The 19885-nt window shown below is 34.0% G+C and carries 21 protein-coding genes; 18 read left to right on the plus strand and 3 right to left on the minus strand.

All coding sequences use genetic code 11. The features are described 5' to 3' along the window. Window position 1 precedes the first annotated feature (1 nt). Window positions 2–736 (plus strand): L-ribulose-5-phosphate 4-epimerase, encoded by a 735-nt coding sequence (locus tag OZX63_RS01105; RefSeq protein WP_277133311.1) that lies wholly within the window; start codon window positions 2–4, stop codon window positions 734–736. Between the two features lie 75 nt (window positions 737–811). Then, window positions 812–2233, plus strand: coding sequence for an L-arabinose isomerase (araA, locus tag OZX63_RS01110; RefSeq protein WP_277143879.1), 1422 nt, complete (start codon window positions 812–814; stop codon window positions 2231–2233). 62 nt (window positions 2234–2295) lie between these two features. Here the strand turns inward: araA and OZX63_RS01115 are convergent, their stop codons facing one another. Continuing rightward, window positions 2296–3246 carry a 1-phosphofructokinase family hexose kinase gene (locus tag OZX63_RS01115; RefSeq protein ID WP_277143881.1) on the minus strand — a complete coding sequence of 317 codons (951 nt, stop codon included), beginning with the start codon at window positions 3244–3246 and terminating at the stop codon, window positions 2296–2298. A 22-nt stretch (window positions 3247–3268) separates the two neighbouring features. Continuing rightward, window positions 3269–4012, minus strand: coding sequence for a DeoR/GlpR family DNA-binding transcription regulator (locus OZX63_RS01120; RefSeq protein WP_277141155.1), 744 nt, complete (start codon window positions 4010–4012; stop codon window positions 3269–3271). Window positions 4013–4176: 164 nt separating this feature from the next. Here OZX63_RS01120 and OZX63_RS01125 point away from each other — a divergent pair, with 164 nt between their 5' ends. The 11 genes from OZX63_RS01125 (at window position 4177) to rpoN (ending at window position 14777) form a co-directional block, all read left to right on the plus strand. Then, window positions 4177–4635, plus strand: coding sequence for a PTS sugar transporter subunit IIA (locus OZX63_RS01125; protein ID WP_277143883.1), 459 nt, complete (start codon window positions 4177–4179; stop codon window positions 4633–4635). After that, entirely contained in the window at window positions 4632–4952 is a 321-nt protein-coding gene (locus tag OZX63_RS01130; RefSeq protein WP_277133320.1) for a PTS galactitol transporter subunit IIB, read from the plus strand. The genes OZX63_RS01125 and OZX63_RS01130 overlap by 4 nt, the downstream gene beginning before the upstream one ends. Window positions 4953–4976: 24 nt before the next feature. Then, entirely contained in the window at window positions 4977–6338 is a 1362-nt protein-coding gene (locus OZX63_RS01135; RefSeq protein WP_277143885.1) for a PTS transporter subunit IIC, read from the plus strand. Window positions 6339–6557: 219 nt separating this feature from the next. Next, window positions 6558–7328, plus strand: coding sequence for a class II aldolase/adducin family protein (locus OZX63_RS01140; RefSeq protein ID WP_277143887.1), 771 nt, complete (start codon window positions 6558–6560; stop codon window positions 7326–7328). A gap of 142 nt (window positions 7329–7470) precedes the next feature. Beyond that, complete coding sequence (locus OZX63_RS01145; RefSeq protein WP_277143889.1) at window positions 7471–10035, plus strand: sigma 54-interacting transcriptional regulator; 2565 nt, start codon at window positions 7471–7473, stop codon at window positions 10033–10035. A gap of 190 nt (window positions 10036–10225) precedes the next feature. Beyond that, the gene (locus tag OZX63_RS01150) at window positions 10226–10639 is read left to right on the plus strand and encodes a PTS mannose transporter subunit IIA (protein WP_277143891.1); all 414 of its coding nucleotides are present in this window, start codon (window positions 10226–10228) and stop codon (window positions 10637–10639) included. A 12-nt stretch (window positions 10640–10651) separates the two neighbouring features. Continuing rightward, on the plus strand, window positions 10652–11293 hold the full coding sequence (locus OZX63_RS01155) for an HAD-IA family hydrolase (RefSeq protein ID WP_277143893.1): 642 nt from the start codon (window positions 10652–10654) through the stop codon (window positions 11291–11293). Window positions 11294–11295: 2 nt separating this feature from the next. Then, a complete protein-coding gene (locus OZX63_RS01160; RefSeq protein ID WP_277143895.1) occupies window positions 11296–11796 on the plus strand; it encodes a PTS sugar transporter subunit IIB in 501 nt (166 codons plus the stop codon). Window positions 11797–11822: 26 nt separating this feature from the next. Next, complete coding sequence (locus tag OZX63_RS01165; RefSeq protein WP_277143896.1) at window positions 11823–12644, plus strand: PTS sugar transporter subunit IIC; 822 nt, start codon at window positions 11823–11825, stop codon at window positions 12642–12644. Next, complete coding sequence (locus tag OZX63_RS01170; RefSeq protein WP_277143898.1) at window positions 12641–13468, plus strand: PTS system mannose/fructose/sorbose family transporter subunit IID; 828 nt, start codon at window positions 12641–12643, stop codon at window positions 13466–13468. Before OZX63_RS01165 ends, OZX63_RS01170 begins: the two co-directional genes overlap by 4 nt. Window positions 13469–13514: 46 nt before the next feature. Then, complete coding sequence (rpoN, locus tag OZX63_RS01175) at window positions 13515–14777, plus strand: RNA polymerase factor sigma-54 (protein ID WP_277143900.1); 1263 nt, start codon at window positions 13515–13517, stop codon at window positions 14775–14777. Window positions 14778–14826: 49 nt separating this feature from the next. Here rpoN and OZX63_RS01180 read toward each other — a convergent pair whose 3' ends face one another. Beyond that, window positions 14827–15768, minus strand: coding sequence for an aldo/keto reductase (locus tag OZX63_RS01180; RefSeq protein WP_277143902.1), 942 nt, complete (start codon window positions 15766–15768; stop codon window positions 14827–14829). A gap of 161 nt (window positions 15769–15929) precedes the next feature. On the opposite strand from OZX63_RS01180, the gene OZX63_RS01185 reads away from it, so the two are divergent. The 5 genes from OZX63_RS01185 (at window position 15930) to OZX63_RS01205 (ending at window position 19877) form a co-directional block, all read left to right on the plus strand. After that, the gene (locus tag OZX63_RS01185; RefSeq protein WP_277143904.1) at window positions 15930–16427 is read left to right on the plus strand and encodes a cupin domain-containing protein; all 498 of its coding nucleotides are present in this window, start codon (window positions 15930–15932) and stop codon (window positions 16425–16427) included. A 337-nt stretch (window positions 16428–16764) separates the two neighbouring features. Then, window positions 16765–17676 carry an L-lactate dehydrogenase gene (locus tag OZX63_RS01190; RefSeq protein ID WP_277145077.1) on the plus strand — a complete coding sequence of 304 codons (912 nt, stop codon included), beginning with the start codon at window positions 16765–16767 and terminating at the stop codon, window positions 17674–17676. A 276-nt stretch (window positions 17677–17952) separates the two neighbouring features. After that, entirely contained in the window at window positions 17953–18306 is a 354-nt protein-coding gene (locus OZX63_RS01195) for a helix-turn-helix domain-containing protein (RefSeq protein ID WP_277143906.1), read from the plus strand. Window positions 18307–18340: 34 nt separating this feature from the next. Beyond that, on the plus strand, window positions 18341–19129 hold the full coding sequence (locus OZX63_RS01200) for an ATP-binding cassette domain-containing protein (protein WP_277143908.1): 789 nt from the start codon (window positions 18341–18343) through the stop codon (window positions 19127–19129). Next, a complete protein-coding gene (locus OZX63_RS01205) occupies window positions 19122–19877 on the plus strand; it encodes an ABC transporter permease (protein ID WP_277143910.1) in 756 nt (251 codons plus the stop codon). The genes OZX63_RS01200 and OZX63_RS01205 overlap by 8 nt, the downstream gene beginning before the upstream one ends. Window positions 19878–19885: the final 8 nt, after the last annotated feature.

The following is a 19885-nucleotide window of genomic DNA, read 5'->3' on the forward strand; positions in this document are numbered from 1 at the left end:
AATGTTAGAGCAACTGAAAAAAGAAGTTTATGAAGCTAACATGCAACTGCCTAAGCTAGATTTGGTTACCTTTACTTGGGGTAATGTGTCCGGAATTGACCGCGACAGTGGGTTATTTGTTATCAAACCTTCCGGTGTGGAATACGAGCAAATGAAACCCGACGATATGGTAGTGGTTAACCTTAAAGGCGAGGTAGTTGAAGGCTCGATGAACCCATCAAGTGATACGCCAACGCATACTGTTTTGTACAATGCCTTTCCTAAGATTGGCGGCATTGTCCATACACATTCGCCTTGGGCCGTGTCTTTTGCGGCAGCCAAAATGGATATTCCTGCAATGAATACAACACATGCCGATACTTTTTATAATGCAATTCCAGCAGCTGATGCTTTAACTAAGGCTGAAATTGAGGAAGATTATGAAGGTTATACAGGTCAAGCAATTGTGAGGACGTTCAAAGAGCGTGGTTTAGATTATGAGGCAACTCCAGGAGCATTGGTTAGCCAACATGGTCCATTCTGCTGGGGCGAAACGCCAAAAAAGGCGGTATATAACGCTAAGGTGCTAGAAGTTGTAGCTGAGGAAGACTATCACACTTTGCAACTAACTCGAGCTAATAGCGAATTACCACAATATTTGCTGGATAAGCATTATTATCGCAAGCATGGTAAGAATGCCTATTATGGTCAAAACAACGCACAATCGCAGACACATGCAAAGAGAACTGGGAAGTGATGTCAAGCTGAGTAACGATGGATTAAAAATTGTAGTAGTTTAAAAGCGTGTTTTTATTTCAAAGGAGAAATTATTATGTTATCTATTCCAAAATATGAATTCTGGTTTGCTGCTGGGAGTCAACACCTTTACGGTGAAGAAGCTTTAAATCAAGTTGCAGAAGATTCTAAAAAAATTGTTGCTAGTCTAAATGAAAATGGCAATTTACCATATAAAATTGTGTTTAAAGAAGTTTTGACAACTGCTGATGAAATTACTAAGTTTATGAAAGAAGCTAATTACGATGACAATGTTGCCGGTGTAATTACCTGGATGCATACTTTCTCACCAGCTAAGAATTGGATTCGTGGTTCACAATTATTGCAAAAGCCACTGCTGCACTTTGCTACACAATACTTAAATTACATCCCTTACGAAACAATGGACTTTGACTACATGAACTTGAATCAAAGTGCTCACGGTGACCGGGAATATGGCTATATTAACGCTCGCTTGAATATGCATAATAAGGTTGTTTATGGTCACTGGCAAGATCCAGAAGTTGTAAAGCAAATTGCTGACTGGGAAGATGTTGCCGTTGCTTATGACGAATCATTTAAGACTAAGATTTGTCGTTTTGGTGATACGATGCGGAATGTTGCCGTTACAGAAGGTGACAAGGTTCAAGCACAAATTCAATTAGGTTGGACAGTTGATTACTATCCTGTTGGTGACTTAATTGATGAAATGGATAAAGTTAAAGAATCTGAAATTGATGACGAATATGCTGACCTGAAGTCGCGCTACATTATGGTTCAGGGTGATATGGATGCAAAAGCTTATGAAGATACTGTTCGCTATCAATTAAGACAATATATTGCTCTAAAACGTTTCCTTGAACGTGGTGGTTATACCGCATTTACGTCAAACTTTGAAGACTTGCACGGAATGAAACAATTGGAAGGTTTGTCAGCTCAATTGATGATGCGTGATGGCTATGGCTTTGCTGGTGAAGGTGACTGGAAGACTGCCGGATTGTTGCGGATCTTCAAGATTATGACACACAACAAGAGAACTGCATTTATGGAAGACTATACTCTTGATTTGCGTAAGGGTCATGAAGCTATTTTAGGTTCACACATGCTTGAAGTTGACCCATCAATTGCTTCTGAAAAGCCACGGGTTGAAGTTCACCCATTAGACATTGGTGGTAAGGATGATCCTGCACGTTTGGTATTCTCCGGTGGTGAAGGCGACGCTGTTGATGTAACTTTGGCTGACTTCCGTGATAACTTCAAGATTGTTACTTATCCAGTAATTGGTCATAAAGCTGAGGAGACACCACACTTACCTGTTGCTAAGCAAATGTGGACACCAAAACCTGGCCTTAAAGAAGGTGCCACTAAGTGGATTCATGCTGGTGGTGGTCACCATACTGTAATGTCATTTGCAGCTACTGAGGAACAAGTTCGCGACTTAGCTACAATGTATGGCGTTAACTTATGTGATATTGAATAAAACTAATATTATAAATAAAATAAAAACTTCAGTAGACATTTAAATCTACTGAAGTTTTTATTTTATTTGATGGGAACCAATTCAATGGTTTTCATTATTTCTTTAACATTATTTTTTTGAACAAAGCCTGTTTTTGTCTCCATAGCGTTTGCTGTTCCTGAAGCAATTGCCCAACGGATAGCAGATTCGAAATCAAGCTGTTTGTCTAATGCATATAATAATCCACCGACAACTGAGTCACCAGATCCTTCAGTGTTTACTACCTTTACTGGATTAAACTTAACTTGAAAGAAATGCTCATGATGTTTAACTAATGCACCTTTGTCACCTAATGAAACAATAATATTTTGAATTTTATTTAGATTGCTTTGAGTGATTTCCTCTTTTAAAGCGTAACAATCATAAGTTACTGTAGTTGAAAGAAGATCTGCAATTTCTTGTTCATTAGGTTTAATAAAGTCAGGCAACAAGTTGCTTTTTAATACTTCTGTTAAAGCTTTACCGGAAGTGTCCAAAATGATTTTTATCTTTGGGTCTAATGTTCTAATTAGACTAATAATTCGTGTATAAAAATTAGTAATTTGAGTAGGAGGTAAACTGCCATTTAAAGAAATTGCTGAAATTTTGTTATTGCCTATTAATGATTTTAATTTATTGAGTAAATGTGTAAAGTTTAATGAAGATAAATAGTCTCCATGTTCATTAATTTCTGTTTTTTTATTATTTTGTTGAATTATTGTGTAGCAATTGCGGGTGTTACCAGTAATCTTAATAAAATCAGCAGTATATTGATCTTCACGTGCTTGATCTTCAATATATTGACCGTTGTAACCTGCTAAAAAACCTGTTGCTGCAGTTTTTGCACCAAGATTAGATGCAACACGAGCAGCATTAATTCCTTTACCACCAACCATCTTTTTTATTAAATTGACTCGATTAAGTGAGCCTACTTTTAACTCTTTGAGTTGGTATAGACGGTCAACGGATGGGTTGACTGTAATTGTAATATCCATTATCTATTCCTATTCTAAATTATTAGTAAATCATTTTAATATATTTTGAATATTTCTTAACTTTTTCATTTTCAATTTCTGGATCTGTTACCAAACAATCAAATTTATCTAGTTTTTGAAAAGTTATAATATCTGAATGATCTAATTTAGTATGATCCGCTACAACAAATGATTTTTCAGAATGAGCAATGGCAATATTTTGAATGTTGCCTTCAGGTATTGTGCTTGTTGTAACACGATTTTCACTGATTCCATTGGTAGAACATAATGCATAATCTAAATTAAGACCATTAAAAATATTTTCAGCTTTTTCTCCCAAGAATTCTTCGGTATTTCTGTGTAATTCACCACCGGTAAGTAATAAACGGCAGTCACTTTTATTTATTTCATTAAAAGCTGGTAGACTGTTAGTTACAAAAGTCAAATTCTTCGGTATTAATAGAGGTACTGCCATTAATAAAGTAGTCCCCGCACCTAAAAAAATTGTTGAGTTATTAGTAATTTCATTTGCTAATAATTTGGCAATTTCTTTTTTTTCAACAATATTTTTCTTTAATTTTTCGTTTGTTGTTGATTCTGTCTGATTATTGCTTTGAGCACCACCATAAATCCTGGTTATTTTTCCCTGTTCTTCTAAGCGCTTAAGATCACGTCTGATAGTCATTGGTGAAACTTGTAAATTTTTTGCAATATCAACAGTTGTCATAAACCCTGTTTTACTTAGAATATTGTTAATCTCTGTTAATCTTTTTTCTTGTAAACTCACAAAATCACTTCTTCATACTAGAATTATATTACACACATAGTATAGCAAACATTCTTGAACAATAAAAGTAATTCTGTGTTTATCTTTGTTAAATTTAGGTTGACAATGTTCAACTTAGGTATTATATTGAAAACGTATACAGAATAAGAAAGGAGGTTTAAGTATTGTTTTACGAAAATTTAATTGATTTAAATGTTTCTGTGTCTAGTGAAGAGCAGTTATTTGATTTAGTGGGGTTAAGAGCCATCAATTTGGAGTATGCAAACTTAGGTTATATTACGAGTCTTGAGAAGAGGGAGCTCTCTTATCCGACTGGATTAAAGTTCCCGAAAATATCCTTAGCATTGCCACATGTGGATCCACAATATGTCAAACGACCATTTATATATATTGCGAGAACTACTCAACCATTAAAATTAAGACAAATGGGTGATAATGCTGAAATTACAGCTAGTGATTTTTTATTTTTGGGTCTAAAGAATGGCAAAAAGCAACCTGAATTGCTATCTCAAATAATTTCAGCTTTTCAAGATGAAAACTTTGTTGGGCAATTTAAAGGAATAAGTACTACTGAAAAGATGCTTCAGTTAGTTGAAAGAAAGTTTGAGGGATTATCAAAATGAAAACTATTTTAGTTTGTTGTGGAACGGGCGTTGCTACTAGTCCTCAAGTCGCTAATAAAATTAATGATTTTTTAGCAGACCAAGGATTAGATCAAATTGCTAAAGCTACGCCAGAGCCTGTTGCAGAAGCCAAAGGATCTGTTGAAAATGATGCTAATGTCATTATTTATGTTGGCATTGCTCCAGCTGATGGGGAACTTCAAGAAGCACTTGATCAAAACAACGTTGTTGGTATGGTAGGTTTACCATGGCTAACCGGTATGGGACAAGATGAAGCTAATCAAAAAGTAGCTGATATTGTTAAACAGGCAAAATAACAAATCGTATAGGAGATGATTTGAATGGACTGGAACGCGATAGTTCAAGGAATTTTAAGCGTTGGAGCTCAAGTATTAATTCCAATTTTAATTATGATTTTGGGACTAATATTTGGAATGAAGCCTTCTAAGGCTGTAACCTCTGGACTTTATCTAGGAACTGGATTTATTGGTATGTCAATGGCAATAAATCAATTGACTCAAACTGTTAGTCCTGCTGCTAAAGCTTTAGCTAAATATACTGGAATTAATTTACCTGCAGTAGATTTTGGCTGGACTGGTGCAGCTTCAATTACATGGAGTTGGACATTAGCTTTTCTTTTCTTTGCAGTGGAAATTGTTGTGAATATAATTATGCTTCTGGCAAAACTGACAGACACGATGAATGCAGATATGTGGAATGTTTGGGGAGTTGCTTTAACCGGCTACATGGTTTACCAAATTTCTGGTAGTTTAATTTGGGGCTTTATCTGTGGTGCAATTCAAGTAGTGATTTGTTTGAAGCTTGGTGACATGTGGAGTAAAGAAATAGCTAATATGTTAGGCTATGAAGGTGTTACTGTAACACACATTGAGGCTTTTACTGCTATCATTATGTCGCCTATTAATAAATTGATGGATTACATTCCGATTTTTAATCGTGAATGGGATGCTACAGCTTTAAAGAGAAAAATTGGTGTTTTTAGTGAACCAGTTGTAATGGGCTCAATAATTGGACTTTTGCTAGCTTTGGCTGGTCGCTATAGTTTGGGTGATGCTCTGAATTTAGCGGTTACTGTTGGAGCTGTAATGGCGATCTTTCCAGTTATGGCTAAATTCTTTATGGATGCACTAACACCATTTGGATCTACTATGAGTGACTTCATGAAGAAACACGTTAAAGGTAGAACATTCTCAATTGGATTAGACTGGCCAATTCTGGGTCAAAGTACTGAATTATGGGTAACAATGGTACTAATGATTCCAGTTTCGATTATCTACGCTGCAGTTTTGCCGGGTAATACTATTCTACCAATTGCTGGTGTAATTAATTATTGTATTGGTGTTGGTGGCTTACTGCTTACCGGTGGTAATCTATTAAGAATGTTGGTTTTGGGTGTGATTTATGAACCAGTCTTCTTATATGGAGCATCATATTTTGCAAATATCTTTACTAAATTAGCAAAATCGAGTACTACTATTAAAGTTCCAGCTGGTTCTCAAGTTTCGTGGAGTTCAATTGAAGCTCCTGAATTGAGATGGGCAATGGCTTGGGCTGGTCGCGGTAATATATGGGCAATCATTGCTTTAGTAGTATTGATGGCTTTGTTCTGGTTACTGTATCGCTCATTTAAGAAAAATCCAATTCCTGCCTTAAAGTATAAGAAAGCAGCTAAAGCCGAATAGGTATAGATTAATGAAAAACATTTCAAATAAAAAGTTTTTTTGGACATGTTTATCTTTTCTAGCTTTCGGATTATTCAGTCTAGCTCTTATAACTAAGACCTATTGGCTAAATATCTTCGTTATTATTTTAGGATTACTAATTAATAAGAAGGGAAGTGATACCCTTTTTATTAAAAAGCGTTGGTCTACTAAAAATAATATAAGGAGGAAAAATAATTTATGAAATATCCTGCAGGAAGAATTCCTTTTGAATATGAACGTGAAGATTTAGCAAAAGTAGTTCGAGAAGTAATGGAACGTCGTGATACTAATATTGTCGGTGGAAATATTAGTATTAAAGTTCAAGACGAAGCTGGTAAAGATTACTATGTAATGACACCAACAATGATGTCAGAAGCATATATGGGCTATTTAAATGCTGATCAAATTTTAGTAATTGAACCACATACTCGTAAAGTTATTTCTGGAAATGGTAAGGTAACTCGTGAAATTAATATGCACGAAGCAATTTATGATACTAATCCAGATATTAAATGTGTCTTTCATTCTCATGCTGATCAATGTATGTTTTGGGGTACAAGTGGTTTGAATATGCCTAATGTTACAGAAGCTACGCAAAAGTTGAAAGAAATAAGAACACTAGATTGGCATCCAATGTGTACAGAAGAATTGGCGCAGTATGTTGCGGGAGAAATTAAAAAACTAGGTTCAAAAGCTTTACGAAATGGTTTTATCCTAAACTCACATGGTACTTTGTTTACATCGGGTGGAAAGGATATGGATCCGCTAACTGCGTTACATAAGTCTTTAGCTGACGTAGATATTACTGAATATAATGCTAAGGTTGCATATAAGCAAACTGTATTTCAAAAAATCGGTGTCCTAGACGGATATTATTCCGAAGGTACAAAAATTGGTACTTGGGAAGATGTTAAAGCTGGTAAAGCACTTTATAACAAAAAAACAGCCCAAAATAAAAAGGGCGACTAAAAAGTGCCCTTCTTACAAAGTTTGACCACTTTGACCATATAACATTTTTTCTATAGATGCAACTATTATCAAGATTATTTGTGCAAAACCTGATCAATTTGATCAGGTTTTTTTGAAATAAAAGTATGGATTGAGGAATTTTATGAGTATAGCAGAAAAACGAGTTTATGATGAATTAGCAAAACAAGCTTCTGAGCATGCTATTCCTACTCTTCAATTAGCAGAGAATTTAAAATTATCTAGATCTGTAGTTAGTCACTATCTTAATAAGTTATTAAAAGAACATAAAGTAAGGAAAATTGCGGGTAGACCTGTAAAATGGGAAATAACAGAGCATCTATCTCCTGATTTTTCTCAGGTTTTTACTGATTTTATAGGATATAAGGGCTCAATGAAACATATCATTGATCAGGTTAAAGCAGCAGTAGTATATCCTCCAAATGGATTAAATATTTTAATTACAGGTCATTCAGGTGTTGGCAAAAGTTATTTGGCAAATAAAATTTATCGTTATTCTATAAGCAAACAAATTAAAAAAGTTGGTGCACCATATATTACTTTTAATTGTGCTAATTATGCTGATAATCCAGAATTAATTTCTAGTACTTTGTTTGGATATGTGAAAGGCGCTTTTACAGGGGCAAATGAAGAAACTGAAGGGCTTTTAAAACAAGCCAATGGTGGATTCTTATTTTTAGATGAAGTTCATCGTTTAAGTAGTGAAAATCAAGAAAAATTGTTTAGTTTTATTGATACAGGTAAATTTTATAAAGTAGGTGATAATATTCATGCTGAAAAAACTAATGTTCGATTGATAATGGCAACTACGGAAAATCCAGATAAGGTCTTATTGACAACATTTTTAAGGCGAATACCAGTAAAAATAAAATTACCTGATTATATAGATCGACCAATTGATGAGCGATTAGAATTATTGAAGTTACTTGTTTATAAAGAAGCAAGAAAAATAAATAAAAGTATCTGTGTCGATCAGCATGTCGTTTCTACATTATTACAAATAAAGCATGCAGGAAATATTGGATATATTAAGAATATTATTCAACTTGCTTGTGCATCGGCATATAATCGTGATTTAAATTTGCCCACAATTAATGTAACTGTTTCTAATCTATCTTTGAATAATTTGCCTAAATATTATAATTGGGGAACTATTTTAGTTGATCCAAATGAAAAAATAAAATTTATTTCACAATATGATTTTTCGATAGAATTAGATGATTTAAAAATATCAATTCATCGGTTAGCAGAAAATTATTCATTAAAAAAGTTACGAGCTTGTCAAACAAAACTTCAAAATTTAAATAGTATAAATAATAAAATTGAATTTGAGACGGGGCTTCATATACAACATCAACGTATTTTTTCAGAAATTATTCAAAAGAGGTATGGATTAAATATGGCAACATCAATTGAGCCACTGATATTCATATTATATAAAAACCACTTTAAGATTACGAAAATAGATAGAGAAAGTTTAACTAAAATTTTTTCAAAGAAGTTATCACGTTCATTTCATATAGCAGATATTTTTTATCAACAATTACCAATATTGGATAAAATAAGCAAAAATTCTTTAGTGATAATTTTTACTATCTTAATAAGTCAATTTGTTGATGAAAATATCAAATTGCGCGCTTTAATGGTTGCACATGGAGAAAATACTGCTACTAGTATTCAGACCGTCGTTAATTCCTTATGTGAAAATTATATTTTTGATGCGATTGATATGCCTATTGATGCTGATGTTTCTTCTATTATTAAAGAGGCAAATAAATTAATAGACAGTTTCAACACAACTAATGGTTTTGTGTTAATGATAGATATGGGCTCATTAGAACAGCTTTATTCTAAAATCAATTCACATCTAGATGGTGATTTGTTAGTAATCAATAATTTAACTACCCTGACAGCACTTGATGTTGCGATTAAAATTAAACAGAATACACCATTTAAAAAGATTGCTGAAAAAGCAGACCAAGATTATGCAATTGAAGCAAAATATTATGAGGGCTTTTCTCAATTACCTAATATTTTGGTTTCATGCGTTTCGGGGCTAGGAATTGCTGAAAAAGTAAGTGAAATAATTAGACCATTTATGCCAGCCAATATTAAGATAATTGCAATTAGTTATGATTCGTTGAAAGAAAAAATCATGAGAAAGGAATGGTCATATTTTGATCGTACGCTTTTTGTGTTGACAACAATTGATATTACTAAAGATGTGAAGTTTAAACATATGAATTTATATAATTTGCTGGATGCAAGTGGTGAAGAAAAATTACGTGATTGGTTGACTCCATATTTGTCGTCAGAACAAATAATAAATTTTAATAATCAAATTGTTCGTTTCTTTTCTAAAGAGGGAATCGCTGAGAGATTAAGCTTTTTAAATCCTGATGTAGTTATTGGTGAAGTAGAAACAATTATTAATAAATATGAATTGCTTTATAAAGTGAAATTTGATGGTAAATTCAAGCTTAATTTATATATGCATATCGCATTGATGATTGAACGGCTAATGCTTCATAATTCATCAGTTAGTGTGGAAAAATCTGTGTCTAAAAAAGAAGCAAAATTTTTCAAAATAACTCATAGTGTTTTTCAACCAATTGAAATAAAATACAACATTAGAATTACGGCTTCAGAAATGAATATTTTATATGAGTTGTTTAGTCAATTTATTTAAGATAAAACTCAATACTAAGTTTTACGGAAAGAATCAGTAAAATTTAGTATTTTTTGTATGTTAACAATAGTGTTTAATCAATTATTTAAATTAAACACTTTGTTCAACAATTAAATAGCTATAAAAGCTATAAAAACGATGATTTAGTTGGCATATGTTTTGCTAAAAGAAAGTTAGAGGGAGGAAAAAGATGAAAAAAATTCTATTGGCATCACATGGTAAATTAGCTAGTGGTATTAGAAGTTCTATTAAAATTTTAACTGGTAGGGAAAAGAACCTTAGAGTTATTGATGCTTATGTTGATGATTCAGACTTTACAGGTCAAATTATTGATTTTATAGCTAGTATAGATGCAAATGATCAGGGATTTATTTTTACTGATATTTATGGGGGAAGTGTTAATCAAAAAGTTGTGTCAGAAGTTATAAATTCAGGTAAGAAAAATATTTATGTAATTACGGGAATGAACTTACCGATTGTTTTATCAATATTATTAGCGACAGGTAATATTTCAATGCATAACTTACAAGAAATGATTAATGATAGTCAACTAAAAATAGTAGAGGTTAAAGTAAATAAAAATAAAGAAGATGACTTTTTTTAATTAGAAAAAATCATGATTAAGACAATTTTATTTGATTGGGATGGAACACTTTTAAATAGTAATGATTTGATTAATGAATCGAATATGTATGCACTTAATAAATACGGTGATCACACTTTTACTGTAGATGAAGTTAAACCCTTTAATGGAAGACACTTAATAGATGTATATCGTGAATTATATCCAGGGTTAGAAGATGAAATATTATATACCTACAATACATATAGTGATTTACGACATGATCAAAGTGTTCGATTATTTCCAGATGTTAAAGAAGTTTTACAGAAATTAAAAAAATTAGGATGTCATTTGGGAGTAGTTTCGATGAAACGTAAGTATATGGTTAATCATGGGCTGAATTTATTTAATTTAACTTCTGTATTTGATGTTGTAATTGGTGGTGATGAATGCAAAAAGAGAAAACCTGATGCCGAACCAATATTAATTGCAATGCGAAAAATAAACGCCAATCCTAAAGAAACTTTGATGATTGGTGACAATTGGCAGGATATTGAATCTGCTAATAATGCTCATACGCGCAGCGTGTTTGTTACTTGGTCGCAAAAAAATTATGAACAGATTCGCCCGTATCAACCAACTTATTGTATTGACAGAATGCCGGATTTATTACAAATAGTAAAGGAGGAAAAGTAATAATGATAGTACAGGTTAGAGTAGATGATAGATTGATTCATGGACAAGTAGCACTTGTATGGAGTAGAGAATTGAATGCTTCTGCAATTTTAGTTGCCAATGATGGTGCAGCTGAAAATGATGTTGCTCAAATGACAATGAAAATGGCAATGCCTAGTGATAAAAAATTATTGATTCGTGGTATTAAAGATTCTATTAGTGTTTTAAATGATCCACGAGGAAAAAATATGAGAATTTTTGTGGTGACTAATTGTGTTAAAGATGCTTATGAAATTGCAAGAAATGTTGATCAAGTGGAGCAAGTCAATGTAGCAAATGCGGGAAGATTTGATCAAACTGATAAATCAAAGATTATTAGATTTAATTCGGCAATAGCACTTAATCCTGATGAAATTATTAAGCTAAAGGAATTAGATAATTTATCTGATGTTGAGACATTTTCGCAAGGATTACCTACTTCTGAAAAGCTAACAATTCCCCAGCTGATTAATGGTAAAGCTTAATTTTTCAAAGAAGAGAGGAGAAAATAATGTTAAAAGCAGCATTAATTGCTATGTTAGTTATGCTTCTTTGTTATGCAGGAAGCTATTTAACAGGCAATAGTTATATTGATCGTCCAATTGTGATAGGCGCTGTAGCAGGACTATTTTTGGGAAATTTAAAACTTGGTTTAACAATTGGGGCTACCCTAGAAGCCGTATTTATGGGAGCGCTAAATGTTGGTGGTGTAATTTCATCTGAGCCGGCTATTGCAACAGTATTAGCTGTAACTTTTGCGGTAACAACGAATATTAGTCAAAAGGCAGCAGTTACGTTAACTATACCAATAGGTGTTTTAGCAGCTTTTGTTTTATTAGCATTGAAAAATGGTGTCATGATTATTTTTGCACCTATTTTGGATAAATTAGCAGCAACTAATAACCAAAAAGGCTTAATCTTCATTCATTTTTTATCCTGGTTTATTTATTATGGGATTTATGCAGTAATGACTTTTATAGGCGTTTATGCTGGCTCTTCTGCAATAAGCTCACTAGTCAAATTTATTCCTCAAAATTTAATGGCAGGATTAAATACTGCAGGTGGATTATTACCGGCTGTTGGATTCGCAACGCTAATGAAAATATTGTGGGATAATAAACTAGCAGTATTTTATTTGCTAGGATTTGTATTAACTATTTATTTGAATTTACCAGCAGTGGCAATTGCATGTATTGGTATTGCCATAGTGGTTGTAATGGCATTTCGTGACAAAGATATTTTGGATTTAAAGAAGAAAAAATCTGCTATGACAACAAAAGTAAACAGTAGTTTAGACCAAAAACAACAAGAAGAGGAGGACTTTTTCGCATGAAAATAACAGAAAATTTATCAAAAGAAGAAAAGAAAATGTTAAATTCGATGTCGCTACGTTCGTTTGCGATGCATGCTGATCGAATGGGACCCTCAAAATTCCATGCCAGTGGGTTTACATTTTGTATGTTACCGGCAATTAACAAATTCTATAAGACAACAAAAGATAAGGAAGCAGCTTTAACAAGGCATGTACAATGGTATAATTGTACTCCTCATGCGGAAAACTTAATTTTAGGTATTGTTGCATCAATGGAAAAAGAAAAGAGTCTTCGAGGCGATGACTTTGATGATCAATCGATCACTGCCGTAAAAACTTCACTGATGGGACCATTATCTGGAATTGGAGATACTTTTTTTCAAGGAATTCTTAGAGTTATTGCAGCAAGCATTGGGATAGGTCTTTCAATGCAGGGCTCGATTATGGGACCAATTTTATTTCTACTTATTTATAATATACCAGCTGTTTTCTTGTCATTTTATTTAACGTATGTAGGTTATAGCCTAGGCTCAACATTTATTCAGCGTGTATATGAGAGTGGTGGCATGCAAATTCTGACTAAGGCTGCAAGTACCTTGGGATTACTTATGATGGGCTGTATGACCGCAATGAACGTTAAGTTTAAAACTACAATTGCATTAAGTATTGGTAAAGGAAAGCCAATTGCTCTACAAGGATACTTAGATCAATTATTTAAAGGCTTAGTTCCACTTTTGATTACAGTTGGATGTTTTTATCTTTTACGTAAAAGAGTTAATATTAACTGGGTTATGTTGGGAATATTTATATTGTCAATCGTTTTAGGATTAATTGGTGTAGTATAATGAACAAAAATACTATTAATAATTTTGGCTAGAAGGAGAAAAGTCGATGGCACGATTGCAAAAAATGGTTTTAAAACCAAAAGAGCAGCTTGTCACGCGGCTTTTTTTGTCACCCAAATTAAAGCAAAATTTGGCAGTTCTGTCATACAGTACATATGACCTAGTTAATGTAATGAAGGACTTAGCAGAAAGTGATCCGTTTGTATCACTAAAGCAGCCGCAGAATAGTGAACATAGTTTAGAATGGCTGCGAACGCCAAAAGGAGAAAATTTAGTTGATCATTTATTAATGCAGGTTGAGCTAAATAATTGGCGCAGCAAGGAAAAGCAAGCAGTTAAATTATTAATTTACAATTTAGACCAGGATGGATATTTGCGAGTTGACCTGCCTGATCTTGCTACGCAAACGGAATTTCTTGTTGCGGAATTAATTCACGCCCGCGATTTACTACAAGAGCTTGATCCATGTGGTATTGGTGCAAGTGACTTAGCGGAATGCTTGTTATTGCAGGCAAAAAGGCAGTCTGATTTTAATCCGATTGCCATAGAATTGTTGACCAATAAGCAATTGACACTATTAGCAGATAAACAAAATTGGCCAAATAGTAGTTATTCGCAGGAGCAACTGCAGCAGGCATTAAGCAGTATTCAAACGCTAAATCCGCTGCCGGCGAGTCAGTTTATTAATGATACCAACACGCAATATCTAATTCCCGACCTGATTTACCGGCTAAATGACGGTCGTTTAACAATTGAGAGCTTTCAAAATCAAATCCCTGAAATTTTATTTGATGAGCGTAGTTTTTCTAAATTAAAGAAGCAGTCTGAGCAAAAGCAATATTTTTCTGAACAAAAACAGCGCTATGTTGAATTAAAAGCCGCTATTATGCATCGCCACCAAACATTAATGCGGTTAGGAAAATTTGTTGGTGAGCAGCAGTATGCTTTTTTGACTACTCTTGAAAAAGAGCAACTGCGACCATTGGGGTTAAAAGAGGCAGCTCGCGAGTTGAATTTAGCCCCAAGCACTATCAGTCGAGCAATTAAAGATAAGTACATTCAATGTCAAAATAAAATTTTTAGCTTGAAGCTGCTGTTTCCGCGAGCAGTCACAGCTGACTTGTCTCAGGCAAAGATTGAATACGACTTAATGCAGCTGATTAAGAACGAAGACCATGCTAATCCCTTGAGTGATCAACAGTTAGTTGAGCAATTTGCGGCCAAAGGAATCAACCTAAGTCGACGCGTAATTACAAAATATCGCCAAAAATTAAATATTGCTAACAGTTATCACCGCAAAACAAAATAACAGCAATCCGAGCATTTTCGGATTGCTGCTATTTGTTAATTGTTAAATTTTATGGCAAATCATTGCCGGCTGCTAAATAAATATCGTACCACTCTTGTGCGGTTAAGCTGATGTCGGCTCCCTTAGCACTATCGATGATATGTTCTGGGTTCATTGTACCGATAACAACTTGAATTTTAGCAGGATGGCGCAAAATCCATGCCGCCGCAATGGCATTCTTGGAAACCCCTTTTTGGTCGGCTAATTTTTGTAAGGCCGCATTTACTTCAGGAAACTTAGGATTGTTGATAAAGTTGCCCTCAATTTGTCCATATTGAAATGGTGACCATGACTGAACGGTCATATTATGCAGGCGCGAATAATCAAGTACGCCGCGATCGTGGTCAATGCTGCGCGCATCGGTCATATTCGTGTGGATACCAAAGTCGACTGGTCCAGTGTGCATGACGCTAAATTGCAGTTGGTTAATCAGCAGTTTTTGGCTGATGCCTTGTTGCAATAGTGCAACTTGCATCGGGTTAAAGTTAGAAACGCCGAAGTGGCGCACTTTTCCTGCAGCTTGTAATTCATCAAACGCAGCACCGATTTCGGCTGGATCCATTAAGGCATCAGGCCGATGCAATAACAAGCTATCAAGGTAATCAATTCCCATTCTGCTTAAAATGCCATCAACAGCCTCAATGATATGCTTTTTTGAAAAATCATAACGGGTAGTTTTGTAATCTAACTCCGGATTTTCGTAAATACCAGTTTTAGATTGAATGTAAAAATCATCGCGGGTTAATGACGATTGCTTAAATGCCTTGCCAAAGACTTCTTCGGACTTGCCATGACCGTAAATATCGGCTGAGTCAATATAATTAATCCCGACATCATGCGCTGTTTCTAAAGCAGTCACGGCCTCATCAGTCGTGAGTGCATTCATCCGCATAATACCTAAAGCAATGGCCGAGCCAGTAAAGTTTGTTTGACCAATTTTAATTTGTTTCATAAGAGTACCTCCATACGATTAGTATAAGTCTTTTTAAACTGAAAAGATTGCGATGTTGACTTTCAATTAGGTGGTCATGATGAAGCCTTCTCAACTTTTCTGGGTAATGGTAAAATGATTTTGATTACTAACCTTTAATTATAAGGAAGGGAACAGAATTTATGAATACTAAGGAAGATTATATTAAGCAACTTGACTTGGAGCCGCACGCTGAAGGTGGCTGGTTTAAAGATATTTCTCATAGTCCGGACAAGTATTTTGCGCCAGAAAGCAATGGCGAACGTTACCGCTACACCTCAATTGAGTTTTTACTTGATGCCACAAGTCCATCACATTTACATAAGTTAAATCACGATGAAATCTGGTTTTATCATGATGGTCAGCCGATTACAATCCATTGTATTAGTGAGACTGGTAAATACTGGACGGTAAAATTGGGCAAAGACATTAAAAATGGCGAGGTTTTGCAATACAGTGTGCCGCAGAATACGATTTTTGGGGCTGAGGTAGAAGGCGGCGAAGGCTTTTGCCTTGTAAGTTGCGTGGTAGCGCCGGGATTTGATTATCATGACTTCATTTTATATCGTCGGCAAGAATTGCTAACCAAGTATCCTAAATTAACTGATGTCATTACGCGAATGACAGTTGCAGAAAAATAGCGGACAAAAGAGTACTTCTGAAAGCAGGAGTACTCTTTTAATTTGTGGAAAAAATCTGGTCATAAATTTTATGAACAGGAAATACACACAGCATGTGTAAAAAAATCATGACCGAAATAAAAATCTACTAATTAAGGTAAAATTGGCAATAAAAATAAAGTTATCAACAGAAAATGTGGATAGTTATTCAAAATAAGTGCATTACTTTTTGCAAATTGTGCATAATTTAACCCAGATATTTATTATTTTAATTATTTTTTCAAAATAATTTTATTTTTGTAAAAATAAGATTATAATGGTACTTATATTTACAAATTTATTAACAGAAAGGGAAAATATTATGAGCAAAATAGGTATTATCGGTGATGGTCATGTAGGTTGTACTGTTGCACACCAGCTGATTGTTTCTGGATTAGTAGACGATTTGGTATTGATTGATGAAAACGAAGGCAAAGTTAAGGCAGATGCACTTGACTTTGAAGACGCAATGGCAAACTTGCACTATCATGCCAATATTACGGTTAATGACTATGCGGCCCTTGGGGATGCAGACATCATTATTAGTGCAATGGGCAATATTAAGTTGTCCGCAAAAGATCGCTTTGGCGAGTTACGTTATAATAAGCCGCGTATGGCTGCAGTTACTGATGGCATTAAGAAGAGCGGGTTCAATGGGATTATTATTTGTATTTCCAACCCCGTTGACGTAATTACAGGTTTGTATCAAGAGTTGACGGGGTTGCCGAAGAATCATGTTTTTGGGACAGGAACTTTGCTTGATACCGCTCGGATGAAGCGCGCTGTTGGTAAAAAGACGGGCGTTGATCCACGTTCAGTTATTGGCTTTACACTTGGCGAACACGGTGACTCGCAATTTACTGCTTGGTCAACGGTTAAAGTTTTGGAAAAGCCATTCATTGAAACTGCTAAGAAGAATTCTTGGAGTTTGGATGAGATGAACGAAGAAATCAAGCAAGGTGGCTACACGGTTTATGCAGGTAAGCAATACACTAACTTTGGTATTTCTGCCGCTGCTGTTCGCTTGGTTGAAGCTGTCTTGAGCGACTCACGTACAGAAATGCCAGTATCCAATTATCAAGAAGAATACGGAACATACATGTCCTATCCTGCAGTAGTTGGTCGGGATGGTATCGTGCAAAAGGTTGAATTGAATCTGACTGATGAGGAAAAGAAACAACTGAAGCAAACTGCCGACACTATTAAGGAAAAGGCAAAGAAAGAAATTTAGTGAGATAAGTAATAAAAATCAGTGAGCTGATAAAAGTTCACTGATTTTTTTGTGTAAAATTTTAAAGAATTATTGAGTATTTTGAAGCTCACATAAAATTGCATGCTGTTTTGGCTGCAACCAGATTTATGCCTTATAATTTGGGGGTATTTTATGGTTTGGCAATTATTAGTTGCGTAAATGTTAGTTGCTTTTTACCCTAATGATTAAAATAGTTGCTTGCTTATTTAATCTGTTATGACAAACTAAATGAGTAACAATTTAGGAGGATAAAAGATGATTAAATTTGCAGAACAATTAAAAACTTATCGTAAAAGTAATGCTCTGTCTCAGGATGAACTTGCAGCTAAATTACTTATTAGTAGACAAGCTGTTTCTAAATGGGAATCTGGTGATTCAACACCTGATTTAGATAATGTAGTTAAGTTAGCAGAAATTTTTAATGTTAGCCTTGATGATTTGGTATTAGGTATAAAGACAGATTCGAGAATAGATGAAACGCAGTTTGTCTTTAATCCACAAAAAAATAAATATGTTCGGCGCTATGGTACGATGAATTTTTGGGATTTCTTAAGTCATTTTTGGTGGTTACTTATCATATTCACAATTGTGCTACTTTTTAAGCTTTAGTTATAAGATAAAAAATTAGTTTAGAAGGAAATATATGCTAATAGTTGATAAACTGAATGTCTTTATTGGACACGAAAAAATTGTTAATCAGGTTAGTTTTAATATTAAGACTGGAGAAGTTGTTGGTTTAATTGGTCCAAATGGAGCTGGCAAAACAACGATAATGAAAACTGTTCTGGGGCTAACAAAATTTACCGGTGAAGTTAAAGTAAATAATAAAAAAGTTACTGAAACTAACCATTATGCATTGGCGAACGTAGGTGCACTGATAGAGCATCCAGCAATATATCCCTTTTTAACTGGTAGGCAGAACTTAGAGCTATACAGTCAGCAATCATCAAACATGGATTACTTGATTGCTGTGCTTGAAATGAATAATTATATTGATACAAAAGCTTCAGGATATTCTTTAGGAATGAAACAAAAATTGGGCATAGCAATTGCTTTTTTAAATACGCCACAATTAATTATTCTTGATGAACCAATGAATGGCCTTGATATTGAGTCGACAATTAAAGTTCGGCAACTTATATATCGTTATGCAAAAAACGGGACAGCGTTTTTAATTTCCAGTCATATTTTAAGTGAGCTACAAAAAGTGATGACTGAAAATAATTCTCTTGCAGAAGCTATCCTTGAAACTAAAAAGATTAATTTTGCTAGACAAGATAATTATTTGCTAGTAAAACCACAAAATCTGTATCAAATTCAAGATGAACTTTTAAAGCAAAATGTCCATTTACGAGAAATGTCACCAGTAACAGCTGATTTTGAACAAATTGTAGTTAATATTTTAGCTAACCAAAGGAATCAGCATGATTAGAAGTTTAAAAGAAGAAATTTATAAATTTATCCATCAAAAAAACTCACTGTATGGCCTAGTTGCTTTAGTATTGCTGATGATTTATAGTGCGCTAACTTCTAAGACTAATGCTGATAGTTTAATATCAATTTTTGGCGCAATTGAATGGATACCAATTATTTTAATTGCAATTGGTTCGGCGTTTTTTGCAATGGAATACAGCAATAATACGATTTTGCTGTTGCTATATAAAAATTCTGAAAGATCAAAAATTTATATTGCGAAATTTTTGACTATTTTACTGTATGGCATAGTATTGACTGCTATTTCAATAGTTAGTGCTCTTCTATTAAGTATAGTTTTAAAGAGTAGACAATATAATTTGTTTACAGTGATTGCTGGAAAAACAATCTCAATTCAATTTGGCTTAAATATCTTAGGAATGATAATTTACTCGCTTTTTGCTGTGGCCATGTCCTTTATGTTAATTATGTTGATAAGAGCTAATGCTGTAGTTATTTGTATTGGGCTAGCTTGGGGCTTTTTTGGTGCTAGTTTGTCAACAGCTTTAATGAAGACATTTCCAACAATTAGTAACATTCTAAAATGGAATCCGTTAAATATGGTTTTTATTTCTCAACAATTATCAAAGCCTTTTTATTGTAGAGTTTCTCAGTTAAGTAATTTGCAGTTGATCATGGGGATACTTTTTTATAGCTTGTTTTTTACAATTCTAGGTTACCTGTTATTTAGACAGAGAAGAGTGTAGTTTTTGTG

The organism is Lactobacillus sp. ESL0700 (assembly GCF_029392095.1).
In the GTDB taxonomy this organism is placed as follows: Bacteria; Bacillota; Bacilli; order Lactobacillales; family Lactobacillaceae; genus Lactobacillus.